Genomic DNA, 20,298 nt, shown 5'->3' on the forward strand with positions numbered 1-20,298 from the left:
GGACGAGGGTGCCGCCCACGCCGCCAGGCGTAGGGGCGGGGAACAGGCCCGTCGCAGGCGCAACGCACCCACGACAGGCCCACGGCGCTCACGTCCCCGCGGACTCGCGGAATCTCGTCGTCCGGTGGACAGGATCCGTGTCGATCTGCGGGATCACATGCTCCCCGATCAACCGGATGGTCGTCATCGTGTCCTCGTACGACACCCCGATCGGCAGCCCGAACGACAACTGGTCCGCCCCCGCCTGCTCCCACCGTTTGCACTGCTGCAGCACCTCCCCGGGATCGCCGCAGATCATCAGTTCCTCGGCTATCAGCAGCTCGATGATCTCCGCGGTGTACTCCGGCAGCAGCTCCGGCCACTGAGGGACGCCCTCCGGCCGCGGGAACGTGTCGTGGTAGCGGAACAGCAGTGACTGCAGGTAGTTGAGACCGCCGGAGACCGCGATCTCGACCGCTCGATCGTGCGTCTGAGCGCAGATCGCCGTCGACGTCACCATCACGTTGTCGTTGACGAACGCGCCGACCGCCCTCGCCTCCTTGACGGCCGTCTTGTACGAGTCGAGGACCCATTCCATGTCGGATACCTTCTGGACGCTGAAGCCCAGCACCCCGAGACCCTTTCCGCCGGCCATGGCGTACGAGGACGGGGACCCGGCCGCGTACCACATGGGCGGGTGGGCGCGCCCGTACGGCTTCGGCAGTACCTTCCTCGGCGGCAGGGACCAGTGCTTGCCCTGGAAGCCCACGTACTCGTCCTGCAGCCACATCCTGGGGAACTCGGCGATCGTCTCTTCCCAGATCTCCTTGGTGTGGTTCATGTCGGTGATGCCCGGCATGAACCCGAGGATCTCGTGCGACCCGGCACCCCGCCCCGAGCCGAATTCGAAGCGGCCTTTCGAGAGGTGGTCGAGCATCGCGACCTTCTCCGCCACCTTGACCGGATGGTTGACCGGGGCCAGCGGGTTGAAGATCCCGGAGCCGAGGTGGATGCGTTCGGTCGCGTGGGCGAGGTAGCCGAGGAAGACGTCGTTGGCCGACAGATGGGAGTACTCGTCCAGGAAGTGGTGCTCGGAGGCCCAGGCGTACTTGAACCCGGACTTGTCCGCCTGGATGACGTACTCGGTCTCCTCCATCAGCGCCTTGTGCTCGGCGAGTGGGTCGGTCTCGGCACGCTTGCCGAGGTAGCCCTGAACAAAGAGGCCGAATTCCACGGGGGTTCACCGCCTTATCGGTTCCGTTCCCGCCAGACCTGACGGTGCGTCAGATATGAATGGGGTCGACTGTTCCACCGGGCGCGTACGCCGTCAATAGCTGACGGTCCGTCAGAGAATACTGACACCGGCCAGCCACCCGCCGTCGATCACGAACGGCTGGCCGGTGATGTACGAGGAGTCCTCGCCGGTCAGGAAGAGCGCGAGCTTCGCGATCTCCTCGGCACGCCCGACCCGGCCGAGCGGTACGAGCGTGCGGTAGAGGCCCTCGATCGCGTCCGGGTCCGTGCCCTCCGGGTTGCTCATCGGCGTGTCCACGGCCCCGGGGCAGACCGCGTTGACCCGGATCCGCTTCGCCGCGAGCTCCAGCGCCGCAACCCGCGTCAGGCCGAGGATCGCGTGCTTGGAGGCGGTGTAGGCGCCGACGCACGCCATGCCGGTCAGTGCCGTGTACGACGCGGTGTTGACGATCGTGCCGCCGCCCGCGGCCTCGATCTCGGGAGCGACACTGCGGATCCCCAGGAAGGTGCCGACCTGATTGACCTGTGTGATCAGCTGGAACTCCTCGAGCGGGGTCGAGACCAGTTCGTTGAAGCGCAGCACGCCCGCGTTGTTGACGAGGCCGTCGATCTTCCCGTACGCACCCTTCGCTGCGGCGACGGCGGCCGCCCAGTCGGCCTCCTGGCCCACATCGAGATGGACGTAGAGCCCGCCGACCTCCTTGGCGAGCGGTTCGCCGAGCTCGTCGAGCACGTCCGCCAGGACGACCTTCGCGCCTTCCGCCGCGAAGAGCCTGACCTCCTGCTCCCCCTGCCCGCGCGCCGCACCCGTGACGAGGACGACGCGTCCGTCCAGCTTGCCCATGCCTGCTCTCCTTGGTCAGTCGAGGTGCGGGGCGATGTCGGCGGCGAACGCCGCCATCTGATCGGTGAGTTCGGTGGCGCTCCGGCTGCGGAAGCGGACCTGGATCTGGTGCACGCCCATCACCGCGTAGGCACGCAGCGACTCGGCGACGGCCGCCGGCTTGCCGGCGAGCGTGCGGCGGCCGGTGCGCCAGGCCGGTTCGCCCACGTAGAGCGGTTCGGTGATGGCGCCGACCGTGAAGGGGGCCTCGATCCCGGCCGCCTCCCGCAGGGCGTGCACCGTCGCGATCTGCGCGGGGAGACGGTCGCGGGAGTCGCCCTGCGGCAGCCAGCCGTCACCCTTGAGCGCGGCCCGGCGCACGGCGGCGGGCGAGGAGCCGCCGACCCACAGGGGGACGAGCGGCTGGGCGGGGCGCGGGCGCTGTCCCAGGTCCTTGAACGCGAACCGCTCTCCACTGAACTCCGGGTACTCCTGCGGGCCGAGCGCCGCTCGAAGCGCGTCGATGCTCTCGTCGAGCACGGCCCCGCGCGTGTCGAAGTCGACCCCCAGGGCCTCGAACTCCTCCCGTACGTGCCCGGCTCCCACACCGAGGACCAGCCGCCCGCCGGAGAGCTGGTCGAGGGTCGCGTACTGCTTGGCCGTCACCAGGGGGTGGCGCAGCCCGACCACCGCGACGTGACTCAGCAGCCGCACCCGGTCGGTCATGCCGGCGAGGAAGGCGAGCGTGGCGACCGGGTCGTACCAGACGGTGGACATGGCGTCCGCCAGCCGACGCGGTATGGCGACGTGGTCACAGACGGCGACGTACGCGAAGCCGGCCCGGTCCGCGGTGCGGGCGATCTCCGCGAGGTCGTCCGGGCCTGCCCCGGCCTCCCAGGGCTCGGCGTAGAGGGTGCTCTGCGACTGGACCGGAAGCTGCATCCCGTACGCCACCATGGGGACTCCCTCACATCTGACGGTTCGTCACCTACCGCGTGAGGGTCATCGTCATCGCTGCCGCCGCATCAGGCAAGAGGCTCGCTGCCCGCACCTCGGCCCATCAGCGCGTACACCGTCGACGCCCGCGCCGCCGGCTCCTGGCGCCCTCGGCGGTCATGGTGATGTCGGCGAACGCCATGCGCCTGCCGAGCTTGGTGATCCGCGCTTCGACGAGTACGTCGGCGCCGACGACGGTCCCGCGAACGGGGTGCCGCGGGTAGCGGGTCGCACGGCCGGGAACGAACGTATCCGGCCACCGCTCGCCACTCGGCGACGGCGCCACCTGGGACCATGTTCCGGCAGTCGGCGAGACCGGGACCCGGCCGGGTCCAGTTCGGTGGAGAGCGATGAGCGAGAACGACATGTACGACAAGCTGATCGCCCTGCTCGATGAGCACGGTGCGACCTACCGCGTCATCGAACACGCCCCCGAGGGGGCCACCGAGGCCGTGAGCGCGCTGCGGGGCAACGACCTGACCCAGGCGGCCAAGTGCATCGTCGTGATGGTCAAGGTCGGCAAGAAGGTGACCCGTTACGCCCTGGCCGTGGTCCCCGGGGACAAGCGGGTGGATCTGGCTGCGATCAAAGGCCTGTTCGGTGGCACGTACGCCGGGTTCGCCTCGCAGGACGCGGCGGAGAGGCTGGCCGGCTCCCGAAGCGGCACGATCCTGCCCTTCTCGTTCGACGAACGGATGGAGCTGTTCGTCGACCCGGAGCTGCTGCGGCGCTCCGAGATCTTCTTCAACGCCGCTCGGCTCGACCGGTCCGTCGCCCTCGCGACGAGCGACTACACGTCGATCGCCGAGCCGCGTGTCGAGACCGTCTCACAGCCCTGACCGCACGCCGCGCGTCCCGGCGGGGCGCTACTGGACCGCCGGGGTCAGCGCCAGCGTCACGCCGAGACCGACGAGCACCGCGCCGATCACCTTGTTGAGCACGGCCTGCCTGCTCAACAACTTTGCGCGCAGGGCCTGCTGGGAGAAGAGCAGCGCGGCCAGACTGAACCACACCAGATGCGCGACGGACATGAAGAGGCCGTAGCCGACCTGCTGCACCACAGGAGTGTCCGCGCTCACGACCTGGGTGTAGGTGCTGAGCACGAAGAGCATGGTCTTGGGATTCAGCGCGTTGGTGAGGAATCCGGTTCTCAGCGCGCCGGCCTCGGACAGCCCTTTCGCATCGCCGATCTCGATGTCGTCCGTCTGTGTGCGGGCGACGAACGTCTTGTATCCGATGTACACCAGATACACGGCCCCGACGATTTTCATGACGGTGAAGAGCGTCGGGGTTCTGCTGACGAGCAGGCCGACTCCGAGCATGGTGTAGGCGACATGCACCAGAACACCGAGTGAAATACCCAGGGCGGAGAGCAGCCCGGCGGTACGGCCATAGAGGTAACTGTTTCGCACGGTCATGGCGAAATCCGCGCCGGGACTGATCACCGCCAGCACGGTGATGACGGCGACGGCAATCATCTGGCCCATTGATCCGGATCTCCGCGTTTCTTGATTCGCTCGGGCATCGGCCGGTGGAACCGGTCGATCGTACGGGTGGGAACGGCCCCTGCGGCGCGCCGAGGCGCGGACCGCCGGCGGGCGGTCCGCGCCGGCGTCTCAGGGCCGGTGGCGGTAGGTGATCACCAGTACGTCACGCTCGGCGGTCCGGGACGGGTCGAGTCGCTCGACGGGGCTGACGCCGTGGAAGACCCGCTCGTCGTTCACGAGCGCCAGATCCAGGGACTCGGTGAGCGTGAACTTCTCCCCGCACTTCGCCGGTGACCGTTCTCCGGCGACTCCGGCACCTTGTCGCCGATCGCCCGCACCGGAGGCCGCGGCGGGCGACCGGCTACGCCCCGGACCACAGCCCGTCGTCCGTGAGGCCCAGCAGGTCGATCGCGTTGCCGCGGACGATCCGGTCGACCACCTCCGGCGGCAGGTGGCCCATCTGGGACTCGCCGACCTCCTTCGACCTGGGCCACGTGGAGTCCGAGTGCGGGTAGTCCGTCTCGTACAGAACGTTGCCGACGCCGATCGCGTCGAGATTCTTCAGGCCGAACGCGTCGTCGAAGAAGCAGCCGTAAACGTGGTCGGCGAACAGTTCGGACGGCGGCCGGGTGACCTTGCCGGCGACGCCGCCCCACGCGCGGTTCTCCTCCCAGACGACGTCCGCGCGTTCGAGGATGTACGGGATCCAGCCGATCTGGCCCTCCGCGTACATGACCCGCAGACGGGGGAATCGCTCGAACTTGCCGCTCATCAGCCAGTCGACCATGGAGAAACAGCAGTTGGCGAAGGTGATCGTCGAGCCGACGGCCGGCGGGGCGTCCGCCGAGGTGGACGGCATCCGGCTGGAGGAGCCGATGTGCATGGCGATGACCGTGCCGGTCTCGTCGCACGCGTCGAGGAACGGGTCCCAGTCGTCCGTGTGGATGGAGGGGAGCCCGAGGTGCGGGGGTATCTCGGAGAAGGCGACGGCGCGCACACCGCGCGCCGCGTTGCGGCGGACCTCGGCGGCGGCCAGCTCCGCGTCCCACAGCGGGACGAGGGTCAGCGGGATGAGCCTGCCCCGCGCCTCGGGGCCACACCACTCCTCGACCATCCAGTCGTTGTACGCACGCACGCCGAGCAGCCCGAGCTCGCGGTCGGCGGCCTCGGTGAAGGTCTGGCCGCAGAAGCGGGGGAACGTCGGGAAGCAGAGCGCGGACGTGACGTGGTTGACGTCCATGTCGGCGAGGCGGTCGGGGACGCTGTAGGAGCCGGGGCGCATCTGCTCGTAGGTGATGATCTCCAGCTTGATCTCGTCGCGGTCGTAGCCGACGGCGGTGTCGAGCCGGGTGAGGGGCCGGCGCAGGTCCTCGTAGACCCACCAGTCGCCAACCGGCCCTTCGTCGCCGGGCGTTCCCATCACAGGCGCGAACCTGCCGCCCATGAAGGTCATTTCCTTCAGGGGTGCACGGACGATGCGCGGGCCGGTGTCGGCGTATTTCGACGGGAGCCGGTCCCGCCAGACGTTGGGGGGCTCCACCGTGTGGTCGTCCACCGAGATGATCTTGGGGAAGGTCTCCATGCTTTCAAGGTAACGCTGATCTGACGGTACGTCAGCTGAGCGAGCGGCGCCTGAGGTTCGGGCCGACCCACTATACACTCCGCGTATACACGGCGTGTATAGTCGCGCCGCGTACGGACGACCACCGGCACGGCGCCGAGGTCCGTGCGCCCGGCACACGACCACGCCACCGCACCACCACGAACGGGGAGACTCGCCATGCCTTCAAGGACGCACAAAAGCCGGGCCCGGGTTGTCCCGGCCCTCGCCGCTGCGGCCGCGCTCACATTCGCGCTCGCCGGCTGCTCCGTCGACAGCACGTCCCCGGCCGACGCCCGCGCCGGTGCCTCCGACTCCGACGGCAAGCCCCTCGCGAGCGGAAACAACGGCGGCACGGGCTCGACGCAGACCGTCGACTGCGAGAAGGCGAAGTGCATCGCGCTCACCTTCGACGCCGGACCCGGCAAGGACACCCCGGAGCTGCTCGACATCCTCAAGAAGGAGAAGGTGCACGCCACCTTCTTCCTCCTCGGCAAGAACCATGTGCTCAAGCATCCCGACGTGGTGCGCCGCCTCGCCGCCGAGGGCCATGAGGTGGCCAACCACACCTGGACCCACCAGCGGCTCGACAAGCTCGACAAGGAAGGGATACGCGAGGAGCTCGGCCGTACCCAGGACGCCATAGCCGAGATAACCGGCGAGAAGCCGCGGCTGATGCGCCCGCCCCAGGGTCGTACCGACGACGAGGTGAAGGCGGTCAGCAAGGAGCTCGGACTCTCCCAGGTCCTGTGGAGCGCCACCGCCAAGGACTACTCGACCACCGACAGCGCGCTCATCGAGAAGCGCATCCTCGACCAGGCCGGCCGTGACGGCATCATCCTGCTGCACGACATCTACGACGGGACCGTGCCCGCCGTGCCCGGGATCATTTCCGAACTGAAGGAGCGCGGTTACACCTTCGTCACGGTCCCCGAGCTGCTCTCACCGGCCGCACCCGAGCCCGGAACCGTCTATCGCCCCTGATCAGAACGGGCCTGTCGAACACGCGGGCGGTCGGCAGCGGGAGTTGCCCCGCTGCTGACGCGGCCACCCCCAACAAGGCAGACTGTCGAGGGCGATTCCGGCAGTACCGGCAGGGGGCACCAATGGACCGTGACAGCGGGCCACGCGTACCGAACCAGCGCGCTCCGCTCGCGAGCGAAGACGCCGAGCTCCACTTCAGCGTGCTCGGCCCGGTACGGGTGCGGCGGGGTGCGCAGACCCTGCCGCCCGGCTCGCCGCAGCAGCGTGCCCTGCTGGTCGCGCTGCTGCTCCGCGACGGACGCACCGCCACGGCCCATGAGCTGATCGACGCGATCTGGGGCGAGGAACCCCCGTCGCAGGCACTCGCCGCCGTCCGTACATACGCCTCCCGGCTGCGCAAGGCGCTCACCTCCGAGACCTTGGTCAGCGAGTCGGGCGGCTACGCGCTGCGCATCGGGCGCGACGCCCTCGACCTCGCCGTGGCGCAGGAACTGGCGGCCGAGGCGTACAAGGCCAACACGGCGGGAGACCGCGCCCAGGCCCGGGCACTGCTCAACAAGGTGCTGGGCCTGTGGGACGGCGAACCGCTCGCCAACGTGCCGGGACCCTATGCGGAGAACCAGCGCACCCGGCTCGTGGAATGGGGTCTGCAACTGCTGGAGACCCGGCTCGACATCGACCTGGAGGTCGGCCGTCACGCCGAGGCCGTCTCCGAGCTGACGGCGCTCACCGCCACGCACCCGCTGCGGGAGCGGCTGCGCGAGCTGCTGATGCTGGCGCTGTACCGCAGCGGGCGGCAGGCGGAGGCGCTCGCCGTCTACGCGGACACCCGCCGGCTGCTCGCCGACGAACTGGGTGTCGACCCGCGGCCCGAGCTGTCCAGCCTCCAGCAACGCATCCTGCAGGCCGACGCCGAACTGGCCTGCCCCTGCGAGGAGTCCGCACCGGCGCCGCAGCTCACCCGGCCCGCCCAGCTCCCCGCCACCGTCCCCGACTTCACCGGCCGGTCGTCCTTCGTGGCCGAGCTGGGCGGCCAACTCGCCACCGCCGAAGGCTCGGTGATGGCCGTCTCCGCGCTCGCCGGCATCGGCGGCGTCGGCAAGACGACACTCGCCGTCCATGTGGCGCACCAGGCGCGCAAGCACTTCCCCGACGGCCAGCTTTACGTGGACCTCCAGGGCACCGGCAACCGGGCCGCTGAACCCGAGACCGTCCTCGGCTCGTTCCTGCGCGCCCTGGGCACGGCGGACTCCGCCATCCCGGACACGCTGGACGAGCGGGCGGCGCTGTACCGCTCGGCACTGGACGGGCGGCGGATACTGGTCCTGCTCGACAACGCCCGCGACGCCGCCCAGGTCCGGCCCCTGCTGCCCGGCACCGCCGGGTGCGCGGCACTGATCACCAGCCGGGTCCGGATGGTCGACCTCGCGGGTGCGCACCTGGTGGACCTGGACGTGATGTCCCCCGACGAGGCGTTGCAGCTCTTCACCCGGATCGTCGGCGCGGAACGCGTCGGCGCGGAACGGGAGGCGGCGCTGGACGTGGTCGCGGCGTGCGGCTTCCTGCCGCTGGCGATCCGCATCGCCGCTTCGCGACTGGCGGCCCGCCGCACCTGGACCGTGTCGGTCCTCGCGGCCAAACTCGCCGACGAACGACGCAGGCTGGACGAACTCCAGGCCGGCGATCTGGCGGTGAAGGCCACGTTCGAGCTGGGCTACGGGCAGCTCGAGCCGGCCCAGGCCCGGGCGTTCCGCCTGCTGGGCCTCGCGGACGGCCCCGACATCTCGCTCGCCGCGGCCGCGGCCGTACTGGACCTGCCGCCGCACGAGACGGAGGACCTGCTGGAAGCGCTGGTCGACACGTCCCTGCTGGAGTCCGCGGCACCGGGGCGGTACCGGTACCACGACCTTGTGCGTCTCTACGCGCGTGCATGCGCGGAGAGGGACGAGCAGCCCCCTGCGGAGCGGGAGGCGGCGCTGTCACGGCTGCTGGACTTCTACCTGGCGACGGCGGCGCGCGTCTTCGCCATGGAGCGGCCCGGCGACCGGCTGGTGACCCACCTCGAGCCGACGGGCGACGCCGGGCTGACGTTCACACGCCTCGAGGACGCGCAGGACTGGCTGTACGCGGAGGCCAACTGCCTTCTCGCCTGCGCCAGGCAGGCGTCGCCCGGCCCACAGCTGCGCCGGGCGGTCGATCTGCTCTGGGCGGCGCAGAACCTGGCCGAGTCGGGTGCGAACTCGAAGGTCTACGAGTCGGTGGCCTGCGCGGCGGTCGAGGTGGCGCGCACCGCAGGTGACACCCGTACCGAGGCGCGGGCCCGGACGTCCATGACCAACGTCCACCTGGTGGCGGGCCGTTACGACGAGGCCGACGAACAGGCCGCGCAGGCAGCGTCGCTGGCCCGCGCGGCGAACGACCCGGCGCCGGTCTACTGGTCCGACAACGACCGGGGGATCATCGCGTTCAACCAGGGACGCCACGGCGAGGCCGAGGAGCATCTGCGGCGGGCGATGGCGGGGTCACGGGCGGACGGCAATCTGCCCGGCGAGGCCAGCGCCCTGTGCAACCTGTCGCGGATCCACGTCGTCACCGACCGCCCGGACGAGGCCATTGCCCTTGCCCGCGAGGGCGTGGCGCTGTACGACCGGATCGGTCATGCACTGCGGTTGGCCAACGCACGGTACGCCCTGGGCATCGCGTTGACGGGAGCCGGCCGGCCGGCGGAGGCGCTTCAGGAGCTGCACACCGCACTCGACCTGTTCGAGTCGAACCGGCAACGGCTGTGGGAGGGCACCACGCACTTCCGGATCGCGCAGGCCCATTTCGCCGCGCGGCGCCCCGCACAGGCAGCCCAGCATGCCGAACAGGCACTGGCGATCGGCTGCATCGGCGGCGACCGGACCCGCGGGAACACTCTGATCACGCTCGGCAGGGCGCTGGAGGTTCTCGGACAGGCGGACCGGGCACGCGCGTGCTGGCGCGAGGCGCTCCTGCTGCACGAACAGTCCGGCGCGGCCGAGGCCGAGGAGGCCCGGCATCTGCTCGCCACTCCGCTCAGGGCTGCCTGAGCCCGCGGGAAAGCGCGGGCCAGGGCGTTCATCGATTGTTTATGCTCATCCGACACTCTCAATCGTGCTCGGTCCGACGCGTCGGGGGGCCAACTGGACCGGTACTCGGCCTTCTGCCCGGAGGCCATCGGGGGAGTCTCTGGGCGGAAGGCCACCTTCAGCCACATCGGTCGATCCCATCGGGGGATGAACATGAACAGCACCGAGAAGAACAGCGAGCAGATCACGACCATGGGCGACCACCACTCGCCGGCGCCGCCCGCCGACGACACGATCACCACGATGGGCGACCACCACTCGCCGGTTCCGCCGGCCGACGGCAGCACCATCACGACGCTCGGTGACCACCACTCGCCGGTTCCGCCGGCCGACGGCAGCACCATCAGGACGATGGGCGACCACCACTCGCCGGTTCCGCCGGCCGACGGCAGCACCATCAGGACGATGGGCGACCACCACTCGCCGGTTCCGCCGGCCGACGGCAGCACCATCAGGACGATGGGCGACCACCACTCGCCCGCACCGCCGAAGGGCTGACAAGGAGCCACTCACGACGGGGAACGGCCGCGGCGGCGCGGAGGGGAAGCCGCCGCGGCCGTGGCATGTCCCCTGACCGCCGTCAGGCGGCGCCTTGGCGCAGCTCGGTCTTCAGTACCTTTCCGCTCGCGTTGCGCGGCAGTTCGGTGACGAACTCGACCTGCCGGGGCACCTTGTAGTTCGCCATCTCCCGCCGCGACCAGGCGATCAGGTCGTCGGACGTGAGGGTCGAGCCGGGCCGGCGGACCGCGTACGCCTTGCAGACCTCGCCGAGCCGCGGGTCGGGGATTCCGATGACGGCGATGTCGGCGATGTCCGGGTGCAGGCCGAGCAGTTGCTCGATCTCCGCGGGGTATGCGTTGAAGCCGCCGACGATGAACATGTCCTTGATCCGGTCGGTGATCCGCAGATTCCCCGCCCCGTCGAGGACGCCGATGTCGCCGGTGCGCAGCCAGCCGTCGGGCGTGATCGCGGCGGCCGTGCCCTCCGGGTCCTCGAAGTAGCCCCGCATCACGTTGTGTCCGCGCACCAGGATCTCGCCCGGCTCGCCCGGTGCGGCGAGGACACGGACCTCGGTGCCGGGTATCGCACGGCCGGAGGTGGCGGCGACGACGCCGGGGTCGTCGCCCCGGCGACACATGGTGACGAGGCCGCCGGCCTCCGAGAGGCCGTACGCGGTCAGGACGGTCGCGATGCGCAGCTCGCCGCGCAGCCGTTCGACCAGCCGGAGCGGGACGACGGCGGCGCCGGTGACGACGAGGCGCAGGGCGCTCAGATCGTGGCGGTCACGGGCCGGGTGGTCGAGCAGTGACTGGTGCAGGGTGGGCGGACCAGGGAGTACGGAGATGCGCTCGGCGGCGATGTTGGCGAGGACCGTGTCCACATTGAAGACGGGCTGCGGGACCATCGTGGCGCCGCGGGTGAGGCAGGCGATGATGCCGGCCTTGTAGCCGAAGGTGTGGAAGAACGGGTTCACGATGAGATAGCGGTCGCCTTCGCGCAGCCCGGCGAGCTCGCTCCACAGGTCGTAGCAGCGCAGCGTCTGGGCGTGGGTGATGACCGCGCCCTTGGGGGTGCCGGTGGTGCCCGAGGTGTAGACGATGTCTGACGGGTCGCGGGGCGTGACGGTGTCGGAGCGCTCGCGCACCCGGGTGGCAGGGACGTCGTCGCCGCCCGCCAGGAAGTCCTTCCAGGTGCGGTAGTCCTGCGGAGCGGTGTCGGCGAGGACCACGACCTGTTCCAGGTCGGGAAGCTGCACGTCCGCGCGGCGCAGCGAGGCGACGTAGGACGTGCCGAGGAAGGTGCCGGTGACGAAGAGGAGTCTTGCGCGGGAACGGCGGAGCACATGGGCGGCCTCCGTGCCCTTGAAGCGGGTGTTGAGGGGCACGAGCACACCGCCTGCGCTCACGGCGCCGAGCGCGGCGACGATCCAGTCGAGGGTGTTCGGCGCCCAGATCGCGACCCGGTCGCCCTTGAGTGTCCCGGAGGCGATGCACGCGGCGGCGGCGCGCTCGACGCGTTCGCCGAGTTCCGCGTACGAGACGCGGGTGCGGCCGTCGACGACTGCCTCCCGCTCCCCGTAGCGCTGCGCGGCACTTCGTACCAGCTGCGCGATGGTGCCCCACTCCAGGTCGCCGCGTCGCATCGGATGCCTCCCGTACGCCCGTCCGCTGTAGCTGACGGTACGTCAGATTAGCTGTACGCTCCGGCCATGGCGACCCTCAAGGACAAGGCAGCGATAGTCGGAATCGGTCAGACGGACTTCGCCAAGCGGCTGCCGGAGCCGGAGAAGACGCTGGCCTGCCGCGCCATCCTCGGCGCACTCGACGACGCCGGCATCGCCCCCTCCGAGGTGGACGGCTTCGCCTCGTACACGATGGAGGAGACCGACGAGGTCGAGATCGCCAAGGCCGTCGGCGCGGGCGACGTCACCTTCTTCTCCAAGGTCGGTTACGGCGGCGGGGGCTCCTGCGCCACGCTCGCGCATCTGGCCGCCGCCATCACCACCGGCCAGGCGGATGTCGGCGTCGCCTGGCGGTCACGCAAACGCGGCTCGGGACCGCGCCCGTGGACCGGTACGGCAGTGCAGCTGCCCACCCCCGCGCAGTGGACCCGCCCCTTCGGGCTGCTGCGGCCCGCCGACGAGATCGGCATGCTCGCCCGCCGCTACATGCACGAGTACGGCGCGACCCGCGAACACCTCTTCAACGTCGCCCTCGCCTGCCGCAACCGCGCCAACCAGAACCCGGCCGCGATGATGTACGAACGGCCCCTCACCCGCGAGATGTACATGACCTCGCGCTGGATCAGCGAGCCGCTGTGCCTCTTCGACAACTGCCTGGAGACGGACGGCGCGCTCGCCTGTGTGATCGTGGGCGCCGAGCGCGCCCGCGACTGCCGACAGCGGCCCGTGTACATCCACTCGGCCGCCCAGGGCCTGCCCGCCCAGCACCACGGGATGGTCAACTACTGGAACGACGACCCGCTCACCGGCCCTGCCTGGACGGCGGCACGACAGCTGTGGAAGCGGGCCGACTTCGGCCCGCAGGACGTCGACGTGGCGCAGATCTACGACGCCTTCACCCCGCTGATCCCGCTGTCGCTCGAGGGATACGGCTTCTGCAGGCGCGGCGAGGGCGCGGCCTTCACCGAGGGCGGGGCGCTGGAGATCGGCGGCCGGCTGCCGCTGAACACCGGCGGCGGCGGCCTCAGCGAGGCGTACGTCCACGGCTTCAATCTGATCAACGAAGGCGTCAAACAGTTGCGGGGCACCTCCACGGCCCAGGTGCCGGGCGCCGGGACCTGCCTGGTGACGGCCGGCGAGGGCGTACCGACGTCGGCAGTTCTGCTGAGGAGTTGAGATGCTGCAACCGGTCATCGACGACGACGGCGCCCCGTTCTGGGAGTATGCGGCCCGCGGCGAGCTGCGGCTCCAGGCGTGCGCCGCACCGGCCTGCGGCGAGCTGCGCTTCCCGCCCCGGCCGTGCTGCCCGCAGTGCGGTTCGTTCGACAGCGAGTGGCGCCGGATGGGCGGCCGCGGCCGCATCTGGTCGTACGTGGTCCCGCATCCGCCGCTGCTCCCCGGCTACACGGAGCTGGCCCCCTACAACGCGGTCGTCGTCGAGCTCTGGGACGCCCCGCGCATCCGGCTCGTCGGCAATGTGGTGGCCGCCCCCGACGCCCCGCTGAACTCCGTCGACCCTGCGCGGCTGCGCATCGGTGCCGGTGTGCGCGTGGTCTTCGACGGTGACGGGATGCCGCGCTGGCTCCTGGAGCGCTCATGAGCATCCGCGTGGAGAGCGACAAGGACACGGGCGTCGCCCTGGTCACCCTCGACCGGCCGGCGAAGCACAATGCGATCGACCTGGAGACGGCGGCCGCACTCACCGCCGTCTGGCGCGGTTTCCGCCACGACCAGTCGGTACGCGCGGCGGTGGTCACGGGTGCGGGCGGCAAGGCCTTCTGCACGGGAATCGACCGCTCTGCCGAGGTCCCGCAGCCGCCCTCCCCCTACTCCCTCGACGACCCGCTCCTCACCATCGGCCCCAAGGCCAACGACCTGTGGAAGCCGGTGATCGCCGCCGTGGAGGGCATGGCCTGCGGGGGCGCGTTCTACCTGCTCGGCGAGAGCGACTTCGTGATCGCCTCGCACGAGGCCACGTTCTTCGACCCCCACACCACCTACGGCATGGTCAGCGCCTACGAGAGCGTCTTCATGGCGCAGCGGATGCCGGCGGGCGAGGTGGCCCGGACGGCCCTGATGGGCACGGCGGAGCGGCTGACGGCCCGACGGGCGTACGACGTGGGGCTGGTCTCCGAACTGACCGAGCCGGGCGGCGCTGCAGCGGCGGCGCTGCGCGCCGCGGCGGTGGTGGCCTCACACCCGACGGAGGCCGTCCAGGGAACGGTCCGCGCCGTGTGGTCGGCCACCGAGGCATCACGTCTGCAGGCGCTCGCCCATGCCCCGCACCTGGTCGCGCTCGGCAACCTGCCGCCGCAGCGGCAGGCCGAGCTGTTCACGAGCGGTCGGGGCAGGGGCGGCTTCCGGTTGCGCTGACCCCCGGGGACTCAGCTGCGGCTTGCCCGCGTGACCTCGCACTTGGTGTACTCGGAGCCGTCGCCGGAGCCGGTGTACGGAGTGGTCAGCTCGGCGGTCTGGGTGGAGCCCGCGGCAACCGTGATCCCGGTCTTCATCGCGGTGGCGGGAACCGCGGTGCTGCCGGCGTCGCCGGTGAACTTCATGGTGACGTTGTAGTCGTAGTCCAGCGCACCGCTGTTGTCGATGGTGATCTTCGCGGTGAGGTTCTTCGTCGCCACGTCGTACTTGCACTCGTCGATGGTCACATCGCGTGCGGCCTTGTCGGCGCCGGAGCCGCCGGGCAGGGAGCCGCCGGTGCTGCCGGCGCTGTCGTCGTCGCGGCTGCCGCTGCCGCCACTGCTCGAAGAGCTGCTGGAGCTGCTGGAGTTGTCGCAGCCGCCGCCACTGGAGCCGCGGGCTCCGGTCAGCGCGACCAGCGCGATTCCGAACACGGCGATGGCGCGGACATGGCGGATCTTCATGTTTCAACCCCCGTTGAAAGTGTCGGCGAATGGGCTCGCTTGACGAGCGCACGTCACCCTAGCAGCGCAGGAGCGGTCCCCCGAACACAAGAGTGCCGACGGCGGCCACCCTGAGGGTGACGGCCGTCGGCGTGACAGGACTCTCGTGCGGCAAGCAGCGATGCGCTCCGCCCCGCGGTTACTTCGTCGGCTTCTTGCCCGTGATGCCCAGGTACACCAACAGCGCGAGGTTCGGCTTCAGTTCGGCCTGCTTGACACCCCAGGTGGTGAAGCCCTTCTGGTGCGAGGCGACCGCGGCGAGCATGGCCACCAGCGACCCGGCCATCGCCGCGGGGCTGACGGCCTTGTCCACCTTGCCCTTGGCCTGGAGCTCCTTGACGGTGTCCGTGAGGGAGTTGGTGACGGAGTTCAGGATCTTCATGCGGATCTTGTAGAACCGCTTGTCGCCTTCCGCCGCACCGAGGTCGACCACCCGCAGGATGGCGTCGTTGCGACGCCAGAAGTCGAGAAAACCCTCGACCAGTTCCTCCGAGGTCTGCCAGCCGGCCTTGCCCGTCCAGGAACGGCCGGAGACCAATTCGGTCAACTCCGCCCCCTCCTTGGCCATTTCTTCGGCGATCTCGAGGACGGCGCCCTCGACATCAGGGAAGTACTGGTAGAACGTCGCGGGTGAAGTGCCCGCCTTCCGGGCCACATCGATGACTTTGACGTCCCGGTAAGGCGACGAACTGAGCATCTCGCTGAGGCAGTCGAGCAGCTTCTGCCGCGTCGCCTGGCCGCGTCGTCCGGCGACCCGGCCGTCGACGGTGCGCACTTGTCCTGTCATGCCGTCAGCTTACCGAGGGGTGATCGGGGCGCGATTCGGCCGACTGCAAATGGGGTGCCGACCACGGAGAGCAATAATGTTATCAACAGCCTGTGGACAACTTCGGTGGACAACTCAACGAAATCAGTCCCACATGGCCCGGCCGGGCACCGTATATCGCCCTCCCCTCGACAAACCCGCATTTTTCCGAGCAAACGTTCGATTTGATTCCGCGCGCAGCGCGTGATGCCCCGTTAGCTTGATGGTGACGGGCACCACACCCAGGGAAGGAATCAGGTCCATGGCCGCATTCACAGAGGGCACGCCGTGCTGGGTGGACGCATCGCTCCCCGATGTGGAGGCGGGCAAGCGTTTCTACGGCGAGCTCTTCGGATGGACCTTCACCCATCGGGGCGGCGGCCAGGTCCCCGGCGGCGTACGAGGGCGCGAAGCCGACGCGTACAGCGACGGACGGCTCGTCGCCGCACTGACGCCCAAGCGGGACGGTCGCATGCCCACCGTCTGGGGCGTCTACTTCGCCGCCCCCGACGCCGCCGCCCTCGGGCGGCGCATCGCCGACAAGGGCGGCCAGGTGATCATCGACCCGCTGCCCAAGGGCCCCACCGGGACCTCGGCGGTCGTCGCGGACCCCCGCGGCGCGGTGTTCGGCCTGTGGCAGGGGGGCGAGCGGTCGGGCTTCGAGAAGCACGGTGAACCGAACTCGTTCTGCTGGACCGAGGTGTACACCCGGGACCAGAAGCGCACCGACGACTTCTACGAGTCGGTGTTCGGCTTCCAGGGCACCGACCTGACCGGCCCCATGACCGGCTTCCGTATGTGGTCGCCCGCCGGTACGGAACCGGGCGAGGCCACCGCCGTCGGCGGGCGCAGCCTGATCACCGACGAGTTCCCGCCCGAGATGCCGGACCACTTCCTCGTCTACTTCTGCGTCACCGACTGCGACGCGGCGGCCGAGACGGTGGTCCGGCTCGGCGGCCGCGTCCGCACTGCGCCCGCAGACACCCCGTACGGCCGGATCGCCACCTTCGGCGACGACCAGGGCGCCGTCTTCGCGGTGCTGGCCGCGCCGGACCGGACGGCGGCCCCCGGCGGTGAGAAGGGCGGCGAGGAGGCGCCGGAGAGCGGCGGACCCGGCAGGTTCGGCCCGCAGGCGCCGGAGGCCGCGGAGGAGCGGGAGGCGGCCAGGGCCGCACCCTCCGACGACTCGGGCTCCGCCTCCGCCTCCGCGTCCGGGAAGGACGGCGAAGAGGACTCCGGCCCGGCCGCAGCGAAAGCCGGTTGAGCCGGGCGGCGATTGGTACCCGCGCAGGCCGCCCGCGGCGACGCCGCGACAGCGCGCGACGCTCACAGAGGTGCCCGAAACGCGGTGAGACACCCCGATCCGCCCCCGGGTTCGCAACCATGGCCCCGGACAGGAAGAATCAGGGTGCTCACCGCTGAGGGGCTCGATGGTGAGACCCTGCACGGGGCTGAAAATGACGGGCTCCATTCGTGGAGCCCGTACGGGGAGGTGGCACGCAAGTATGGAGCAGCTGACGCAGCACGACCCGAGACGGATCGGTCCGTTCGAGGTGCTGGGCCGGCTCGGTGCCGGTGGCATGGGACTGGTCTATCTCGCCAGGTCGGCGTCCGGCCGCCGGGTCGCGATCAAGACCGTGCGCACCGAGCTCGCCGAGGACCAGCTGTTCCGCGTCCGCTTCACGCGCGAGGTGGAGGCGGCCCGCGCGGTCAGCGGCTTCTACACCGCCGCGGTGGTCGACGCCGACCCGCGGGCCGCCGTGCCGTGGCTGGCCACCGCGTACGTACCGGCGCCGTCCCTCGAGGAGATCGTCAACGAGTGCGGGCCGCTGCCCGCCCAGGCGGTGCGGTGGCTCGCGGCGGGCATCGCAGAGGCCCTGCAGTCGATCCACGGCGCGGGCCTCGTCCACCGCGACCTCAAGCCGTCCAACGTGCTGGTCGTCGAGGACGGGCCCCGGGTCATCGACTTCGGAATCGCGTCCGGTGTCTCCAACACCCGCCTGACCATGACCAACGTCGCCGTCGGCACCCCCGCCTACATGTCGCCCGAGCAGGCGCGTGACTCCCGCAGCGTGACCGGCGCCAGCGACGTCTTCTCGCTCGGCTCCACGCTGGTCTTCGCCGCCACCGGCCACGCCCCCTTCCACGGAGCGAACCCGGTGGAGACCGTTTTCATGCTGCTGCGCGAGGGCCCTGACCTGGAGGGGCTCCCCGACGAGCTGCGGCCGCTGATCGACTCGTGCATGCAGATGGAGTCCGGGCGGCGGCCGAGCCCCGAGGACCTGCAGGCACAGCTCGCACCGCACCTCTTCTCGTCCGGCGGCGACGACAGCGGCACCGCCTCCGCGTGGCTGCCGTCCAGTGCCACCGCCATGATCGAGACGCGCCGCGGCGGCAACCGGCCGCCCGCCGTCGGCGCCCGCCCCGCGCCCTCGCGGCCCGCCACCCCGCCGCCCGCCCCGCAGGAGCCGCCCGCGCCGCCGCAGCCGTCCCTCGTGCCCGCTCCCGGGCACGCGCCGGGCGGCCCGGTGCGGCTGCCCGGCTCCGGCGTCCCCATCGGCCCCGGCCCCCGGGTCGCGGACACCGGCCGCGCCGCGGTCGCCGAGGCGTCACCCACCACCGGCTGGGTACGGCCGCCCGGCGGGCTGAACGGCGTGGACGCCGCCGGCCCGGTCACGTCCCCGGCGCCGGTGCCGCCCCCCGCCCAGGCACCGGACGCCGGCCCCGGCCACTGGCGGCCCTGGCGTTTCCGCATGTCGAACGACGTCTGGGGTACGCCCGTCGTCGACGGGGACCTGCTGTACGTCACCTCGTTCGAGGTCCACGCCCTCGACGTCGGCACCGGCCGCCGCCAGTTCAAGACCCGGGACGTGGCCTGGGCCATGGCCGTCGCCGGCGGCCGCATCCACGCCTCCGACGGGCCGACGCTGTACGCGCTGGACGCGGCGACCGGCAACGAACGCTGGCGGCTCCGGACCGACGCCTGGGTGTACTCCCTCAAGGTCGACCGCGGCACGGTCCTCACCGGCACCCGCGGCGGCGGCGTACAGGCCTGGGAGGCTTCCAACGGCGAGAAGCTGTGGGAGATCACCGGCGCCCAGACCGACTTCGAGACCCCCGAGGCCGGGCCCGCGATCTTCGGCGACACCGTGTACGTGTGGAAGGACGCGCGGCTGCGGGCGCTCGAGGCCCGGACGGGTGAGGAGCGCTGGTCGTACCCGATCGGCGACGCGGCCTCCTGCGGGAACGTGCCGGTGCGGGTGCAGCCGGCGCCCGACGGCTATGTGTACGTCTCGGCCGGGACCCGCGTGCTCGCCGCCGACATCGCGTCCGGTCTGGTGCGCTGGCACTTCGAGGCGCCGGCCGTGTTCCTCTCACCGCCGGCCTTCGCCCCCGGCCCCGCCGTGACCGGCGGCGGCGTGTACCTCGCCGACTACCTCGGCACGGTCTACGCCCTCGACGCCACGACCGGCAAGGACCGCTGGCGCATCGCGACGGAGTCCCGCCAGTCGAGCGAGCCGGTGCTGGTCGCGGCGGGCAACATCCATGTCGGCAGCGGCAGCGCGCTCTACACGCTGGACGCGGTGACGGGTACACCCATGTGGCGCTTCGCCGCGGGCGGCGAAGTCGTCGGCACCCCGGTCGTCGCGGAGGGCCGCGTCCACTTCGGCTCCGCCGACCACGTGCTGTACACGCTCGACGCGAGCGGCGGGCAGCTGCGCTGGAAGCTCGCCACGGGGGGCGAGATCACGGGGTCGCCGGTGGTGCAGAGCGGGGTGGTGTACGCGTGCAGCAAGGACCGGTGCGTGTATGCGCTGGACGCGGTGAAGGGCACCGCGACGGGGCGCGGCGCGCGCTGACCTGCCCGCTGCGCGGGGCCCGTCCCAACCCCGCCCTCCCCTACGCCTGGCGGCGTGGATGACACCCCCGTCCCGAACGGGGCTCCGCCCCCGCCCCGTTGCGGGGGCTCCTCCCCAGGTCCTGTCCGATGGGGCGTTCGACTGCTCTGCGTGCGGCTCGTTCCGGTCGGCGTGGGGTGCGCCGTCGACGGCCGAGCCGCATGCCGGCCCGTCGCCCGGGCTGCCCGACAACTTACGGAGCACCGTTGGTTCCGGAACCACGCCGGGCCCGCCGGACGCCCCCTTCGGGGGTCCGGCGGGCCC

At 70.9% G+C, this 20,298-nt stretch carries 16 protein-coding genes and 2 pseudogenes; 9 read left to right on the forward strand and 9 right to left on the reverse strand.

The features are described 5' to 3' along the window. Positions 1–88 precede the first annotated feature (88 nt). From IE198_RS24570 to IE198_RS24580, 3 genes are all read right to left on the reverse strand, one after another. Entirely contained in the window at positions 89–1,213 is a 1,125-nt protein-coding gene (locus IE198_RS24570) for an LLM class flavin-dependent oxidoreductase (RefSeq protein WP_189890188.1), read from the reverse strand. A gap of 111 nt (positions 1,214–1,324) precedes the next feature. Beyond that, positions 1,325–2,077, reverse strand: a complete 753-nt coding sequence (locus tag IE198_RS24575) for an SDR family NAD(P)-dependent oxidoreductase (protein WP_189890189.1) — start codon at positions 2,075–2,077, stop codon at positions 1,325–1,327. A gap of 15 nt (positions 2,078–2,092) precedes the next feature. Beyond that, a complete protein-coding gene (locus IE198_RS24580; protein ID WP_189890190.1) occupies positions 2,093–3,013 on the reverse strand; it encodes a TIGR03619 family F420-dependent LLM class oxidoreductase in 921 nt (306 codons plus the stop codon). Between the two features lie 389 nt (positions 3,014–3,402). Between IE198_RS24580 and IE198_RS24585 the strand changes: the two genes are divergently transcribed. Further along, positions 3,403–3,891 carry a YbaK/EbsC family protein gene (locus tag IE198_RS24585; RefSeq protein WP_189890191.1) on the forward strand — a complete coding sequence of 163 codons (489 nt, stop codon included), beginning with the start codon at positions 3,403–3,405 and terminating at the stop codon, positions 3,889–3,891. Between the two features lie 27 nt (positions 3,892–3,918). Here IE198_RS24585 and IE198_RS24590 read toward each other — a convergent pair whose 3' ends face one another. The 3 genes and pseudogenes from IE198_RS24590 to IE198_RS24600 all read right to left on the reverse strand — a co-directional run bounded on the left by IE198_RS24590 (position 3,919) and on the right by IE198_RS24600 (position 6,121). Next, positions 3,919–4,539, reverse strand: a complete 621-nt coding sequence (locus tag IE198_RS24590; protein WP_189890194.1) for a LysE family translocator — start codon at positions 4,537–4,539, stop codon at positions 3,919–3,921. A 129-nt stretch (positions 4,540–4,668) separates the two neighbouring features. After that, a pseudogene (locus tag IE198_RS24595) lies at positions 4,669–4,806 on the reverse strand (2OG-Fe dioxygenase family protein); the annotation flags it as partial. Between the two features lie 94 nt (positions 4,807–4,900). Then, the gene (locus tag IE198_RS24600; RefSeq protein ID WP_189890196.1) at positions 4,901–6,121 is read right to left on the reverse strand and encodes an amidohydrolase family protein; all 1,221 of its coding nucleotides are present in this window, start codon (positions 6,119–6,121) and stop codon (positions 4,901–4,903) included. A 198-nt stretch (positions 6,122–6,319) separates the two neighbouring features. Here IE198_RS24600 and IE198_RS24605 point away from each other — a divergent pair, with 198 nt between their 5' ends. From IE198_RS24605 to IE198_RS35535, 3 genes are all read left to right on the forward strand, one after another. Next, entirely contained in the window at positions 6,320–7,123 is an 804-nt protein-coding gene (locus IE198_RS24605) for a polysaccharide deacetylase family protein (RefSeq protein ID WP_189890199.1), read from the forward strand. Positions 7,124–7,245: 122 nt separating this feature from the next. After that, complete coding sequence (gene afsR, locus IE198_RS24610) at positions 7,246–10,194, forward strand: SARP-family global regulator AfsR (RefSeq protein ID WP_189890202.1); 2,949 nt, start codon at positions 7,246–7,248, stop codon at positions 10,192–10,194. A 186-nt stretch (positions 10,195–10,380) separates the two neighbouring features. Beyond that, positions 10,381–10,731 carry a hypothetical protein gene (locus tag IE198_RS35535; RefSeq protein ID WP_229834292.1) on the forward strand — a complete coding sequence of 117 codons (351 nt, stop codon included), beginning with the start codon at positions 10,381–10,383 and terminating at the stop codon, positions 10,729–10,731. 82 nt (positions 10,732–10,813) lie between these two features. Here the strand turns inward: IE198_RS35535 and IE198_RS24620 are convergent, their stop codons facing one another. Then, positions 10,814–12,376, reverse strand: a complete 1,563-nt coding sequence (locus tag IE198_RS24620) for a FadD3 family acyl-CoA ligase (RefSeq protein ID WP_189890204.1) — start codon at positions 12,374–12,376, stop codon at positions 10,814–10,816. 66 nt (positions 12,377–12,442) lie between these two features. Here IE198_RS24620 and IE198_RS24625 point away from each other — a divergent pair, with 66 nt between their 5' ends. The 3 genes from IE198_RS24625 to IE198_RS24635 are packed head-to-tail and all read left to right on the forward strand — an operon-like array spanning position 12,443 to position 14,788. Continuing rightward, the gene (locus IE198_RS24625; protein WP_189890207.1) at positions 12,443–13,591 is read left to right on the forward strand and encodes a lipid-transfer protein; all 1,149 of its coding nucleotides are present in this window, start codon (positions 12,443–12,445) and stop codon (positions 13,589–13,591) included. A gap of 1 nt (position 13,592) precedes the next feature. Next, positions 13,593–14,015, forward strand: coding sequence for a Zn-ribbon domain-containing OB-fold protein (locus tag IE198_RS24630; RefSeq protein ID WP_189890209.1), 423 nt, complete (start codon positions 13,593–13,595; stop codon positions 14,013–14,015). Then, positions 14,012–14,788 (forward strand): enoyl-CoA hydratase/isomerase family protein, encoded by a 777-nt coding sequence (locus IE198_RS24635; RefSeq protein WP_189890212.1) that lies wholly within the window; start codon positions 14,012–14,014, stop codon positions 14,786–14,788. The genes IE198_RS24630 and IE198_RS24635 overlap by 4 nt, the downstream gene beginning before the upstream one ends. Before the next feature lie 11 nt (positions 14,789–14,799). Here the strand turns inward: IE198_RS24635 and IE198_RS24640 are convergent, their stop codons facing one another. Then, the gene (locus IE198_RS24640; RefSeq protein ID WP_189890215.1) at positions 14,800–15,291 is read right to left on the reverse strand and encodes a hypothetical protein; all 492 of its coding nucleotides are present in this window, start codon (positions 15,289–15,291) and stop codon (positions 14,800–14,802) included. Between the two features lie 178 nt (positions 15,292–15,469). Continuing rightward, a complete protein-coding gene (locus IE198_RS24645) occupies positions 15,470–16,117 on the reverse strand; it encodes a TetR family transcriptional regulator (RefSeq protein WP_189890218.1) in 648 nt (215 codons plus the stop codon). Between the two features lie 280 nt (positions 16,118–16,397). Between IE198_RS24645 and kbpA the strand changes: the two are divergent. Beyond that, positions 16,398–17,186 (forward strand): annotated as a pseudogene (kbpA, locus tag IE198_RS24650) (AfsK-binding protein KbpA); the annotation flags it as partial. A 454-nt stretch (positions 17,187–17,640) separates the two neighbouring features. Continuing rightward, a complete protein-coding gene (gene afsK / locus IE198_RS24655; protein ID WP_229834293.1) occupies positions 17,641–19,995 on the forward strand; it encodes a protein serine/threonine kinase AfsK in 2,355 nt (784 codons plus the stop codon). The last annotated feature ends 303 nt before the right edge of the window (positions 19,996–20,298 follow it).

Source organism: Streptomyces xantholiticus, from assembly GCF_014651015.1.
Classification (GTDB): Bacteria; Actinomycetota; Actinomycetes; order Streptomycetales; family Streptomycetaceae; genus Streptomyces; species Streptomyces xantholiticus.

Coding starts and splice junctions, on each gene's coding strand:
- IE198_RS24580 (WP_189890190.1), bottom strand. CDS start 3,013: ATGGTGGCGTACGGGATGCAGCTTCCGGTCCAGTCGCAGAGCACCCTC.
- IE198_RS24605 (WP_189890199.1), top strand. CDS start 6,320: ATGCCTTCAAGGACGCACAAAAGCCGGGCCCGGGTTGTCCCGGCCCTC.
- IE198_RS24640 (WP_189890215.1), bottom strand. CDS start 15,291: ATGAAGATCCGCCATGTCCGCGCCATCGCCGTGTTCGGAATCGCGCTG.
- IE198_RS35535 (WP_229834292.1), top strand. CDS start 10,381: ATGAACATGAACAGCACCGAGAAGAACAGCGAGCAGATCACGACCATG.
- IE198_RS24645 (WP_189890218.1), bottom strand. CDS start 16,117: ATGACAGGACAAGTGCGCACCGTCGACGGCCGGGTCGCCGGACGACGC.
- IE198_RS24585 (WP_189890191.1), top strand. CDS start 3,403: ATGAGCGAGAACGACATGTACGACAAGCTGATCGCCCTGCTCGATGAG.
- IE198_RS24635 (WP_189890212.1), top strand. CDS start 14,012: ATGAGCATCCGCGTGGAGAGCGACAAGGACACGGGCGTCGCCCTGGTC.
- IE198_RS24590 (WP_189890194.1), bottom strand. CDS start 4,539: ATGGGCCAGATGATTGCCGTCGCCGTCATCACCGTGCTGGCGGTGATC.
- IE198_RS24625 (WP_189890207.1), top strand. CDS start 12,443: ATGGCGACCCTCAAGGACAAGGCAGCGATAGTCGGAATCGGTCAGACG.
- IE198_RS24575 (WP_189890189.1), bottom strand. CDS start 2,077: ATGGGCAAGCTGGACGGACGCGTCGTCCTCGTCACGGGTGCGGCGCGC.
- IE198_RS24620 (WP_189890204.1), bottom strand. CDS start 12,376: ATGCGACGCGGCGACCTGGAGTGGGGCACCATCGCGCAGCTGGTACGA.
- IE198_RS24630 (WP_189890209.1), top strand. CDS start 13,593: ATGCTGCAACCGGTCATCGACGACGACGGCGCCCCGTTCTGGGAGTAT.
- afsR (WP_189890202.1), top strand. CDS start 7,246: ATGGACCGTGACAGCGGGCCACGCGTACCGAACCAGCGCGCTCCGCTC.
- afsK (WP_229834293.1), top strand. CDS start 17,641: ATGGAGCAGCTGACGCAGCACGACCCGAGACGGATCGGTCCGTTCGAG.
- IE198_RS24600 (WP_189890196.1), bottom strand. CDS start 6,121: ATGGAGACCTTCCCCAAGATCATCTCGGTGGACGACCACACGGTGGAG.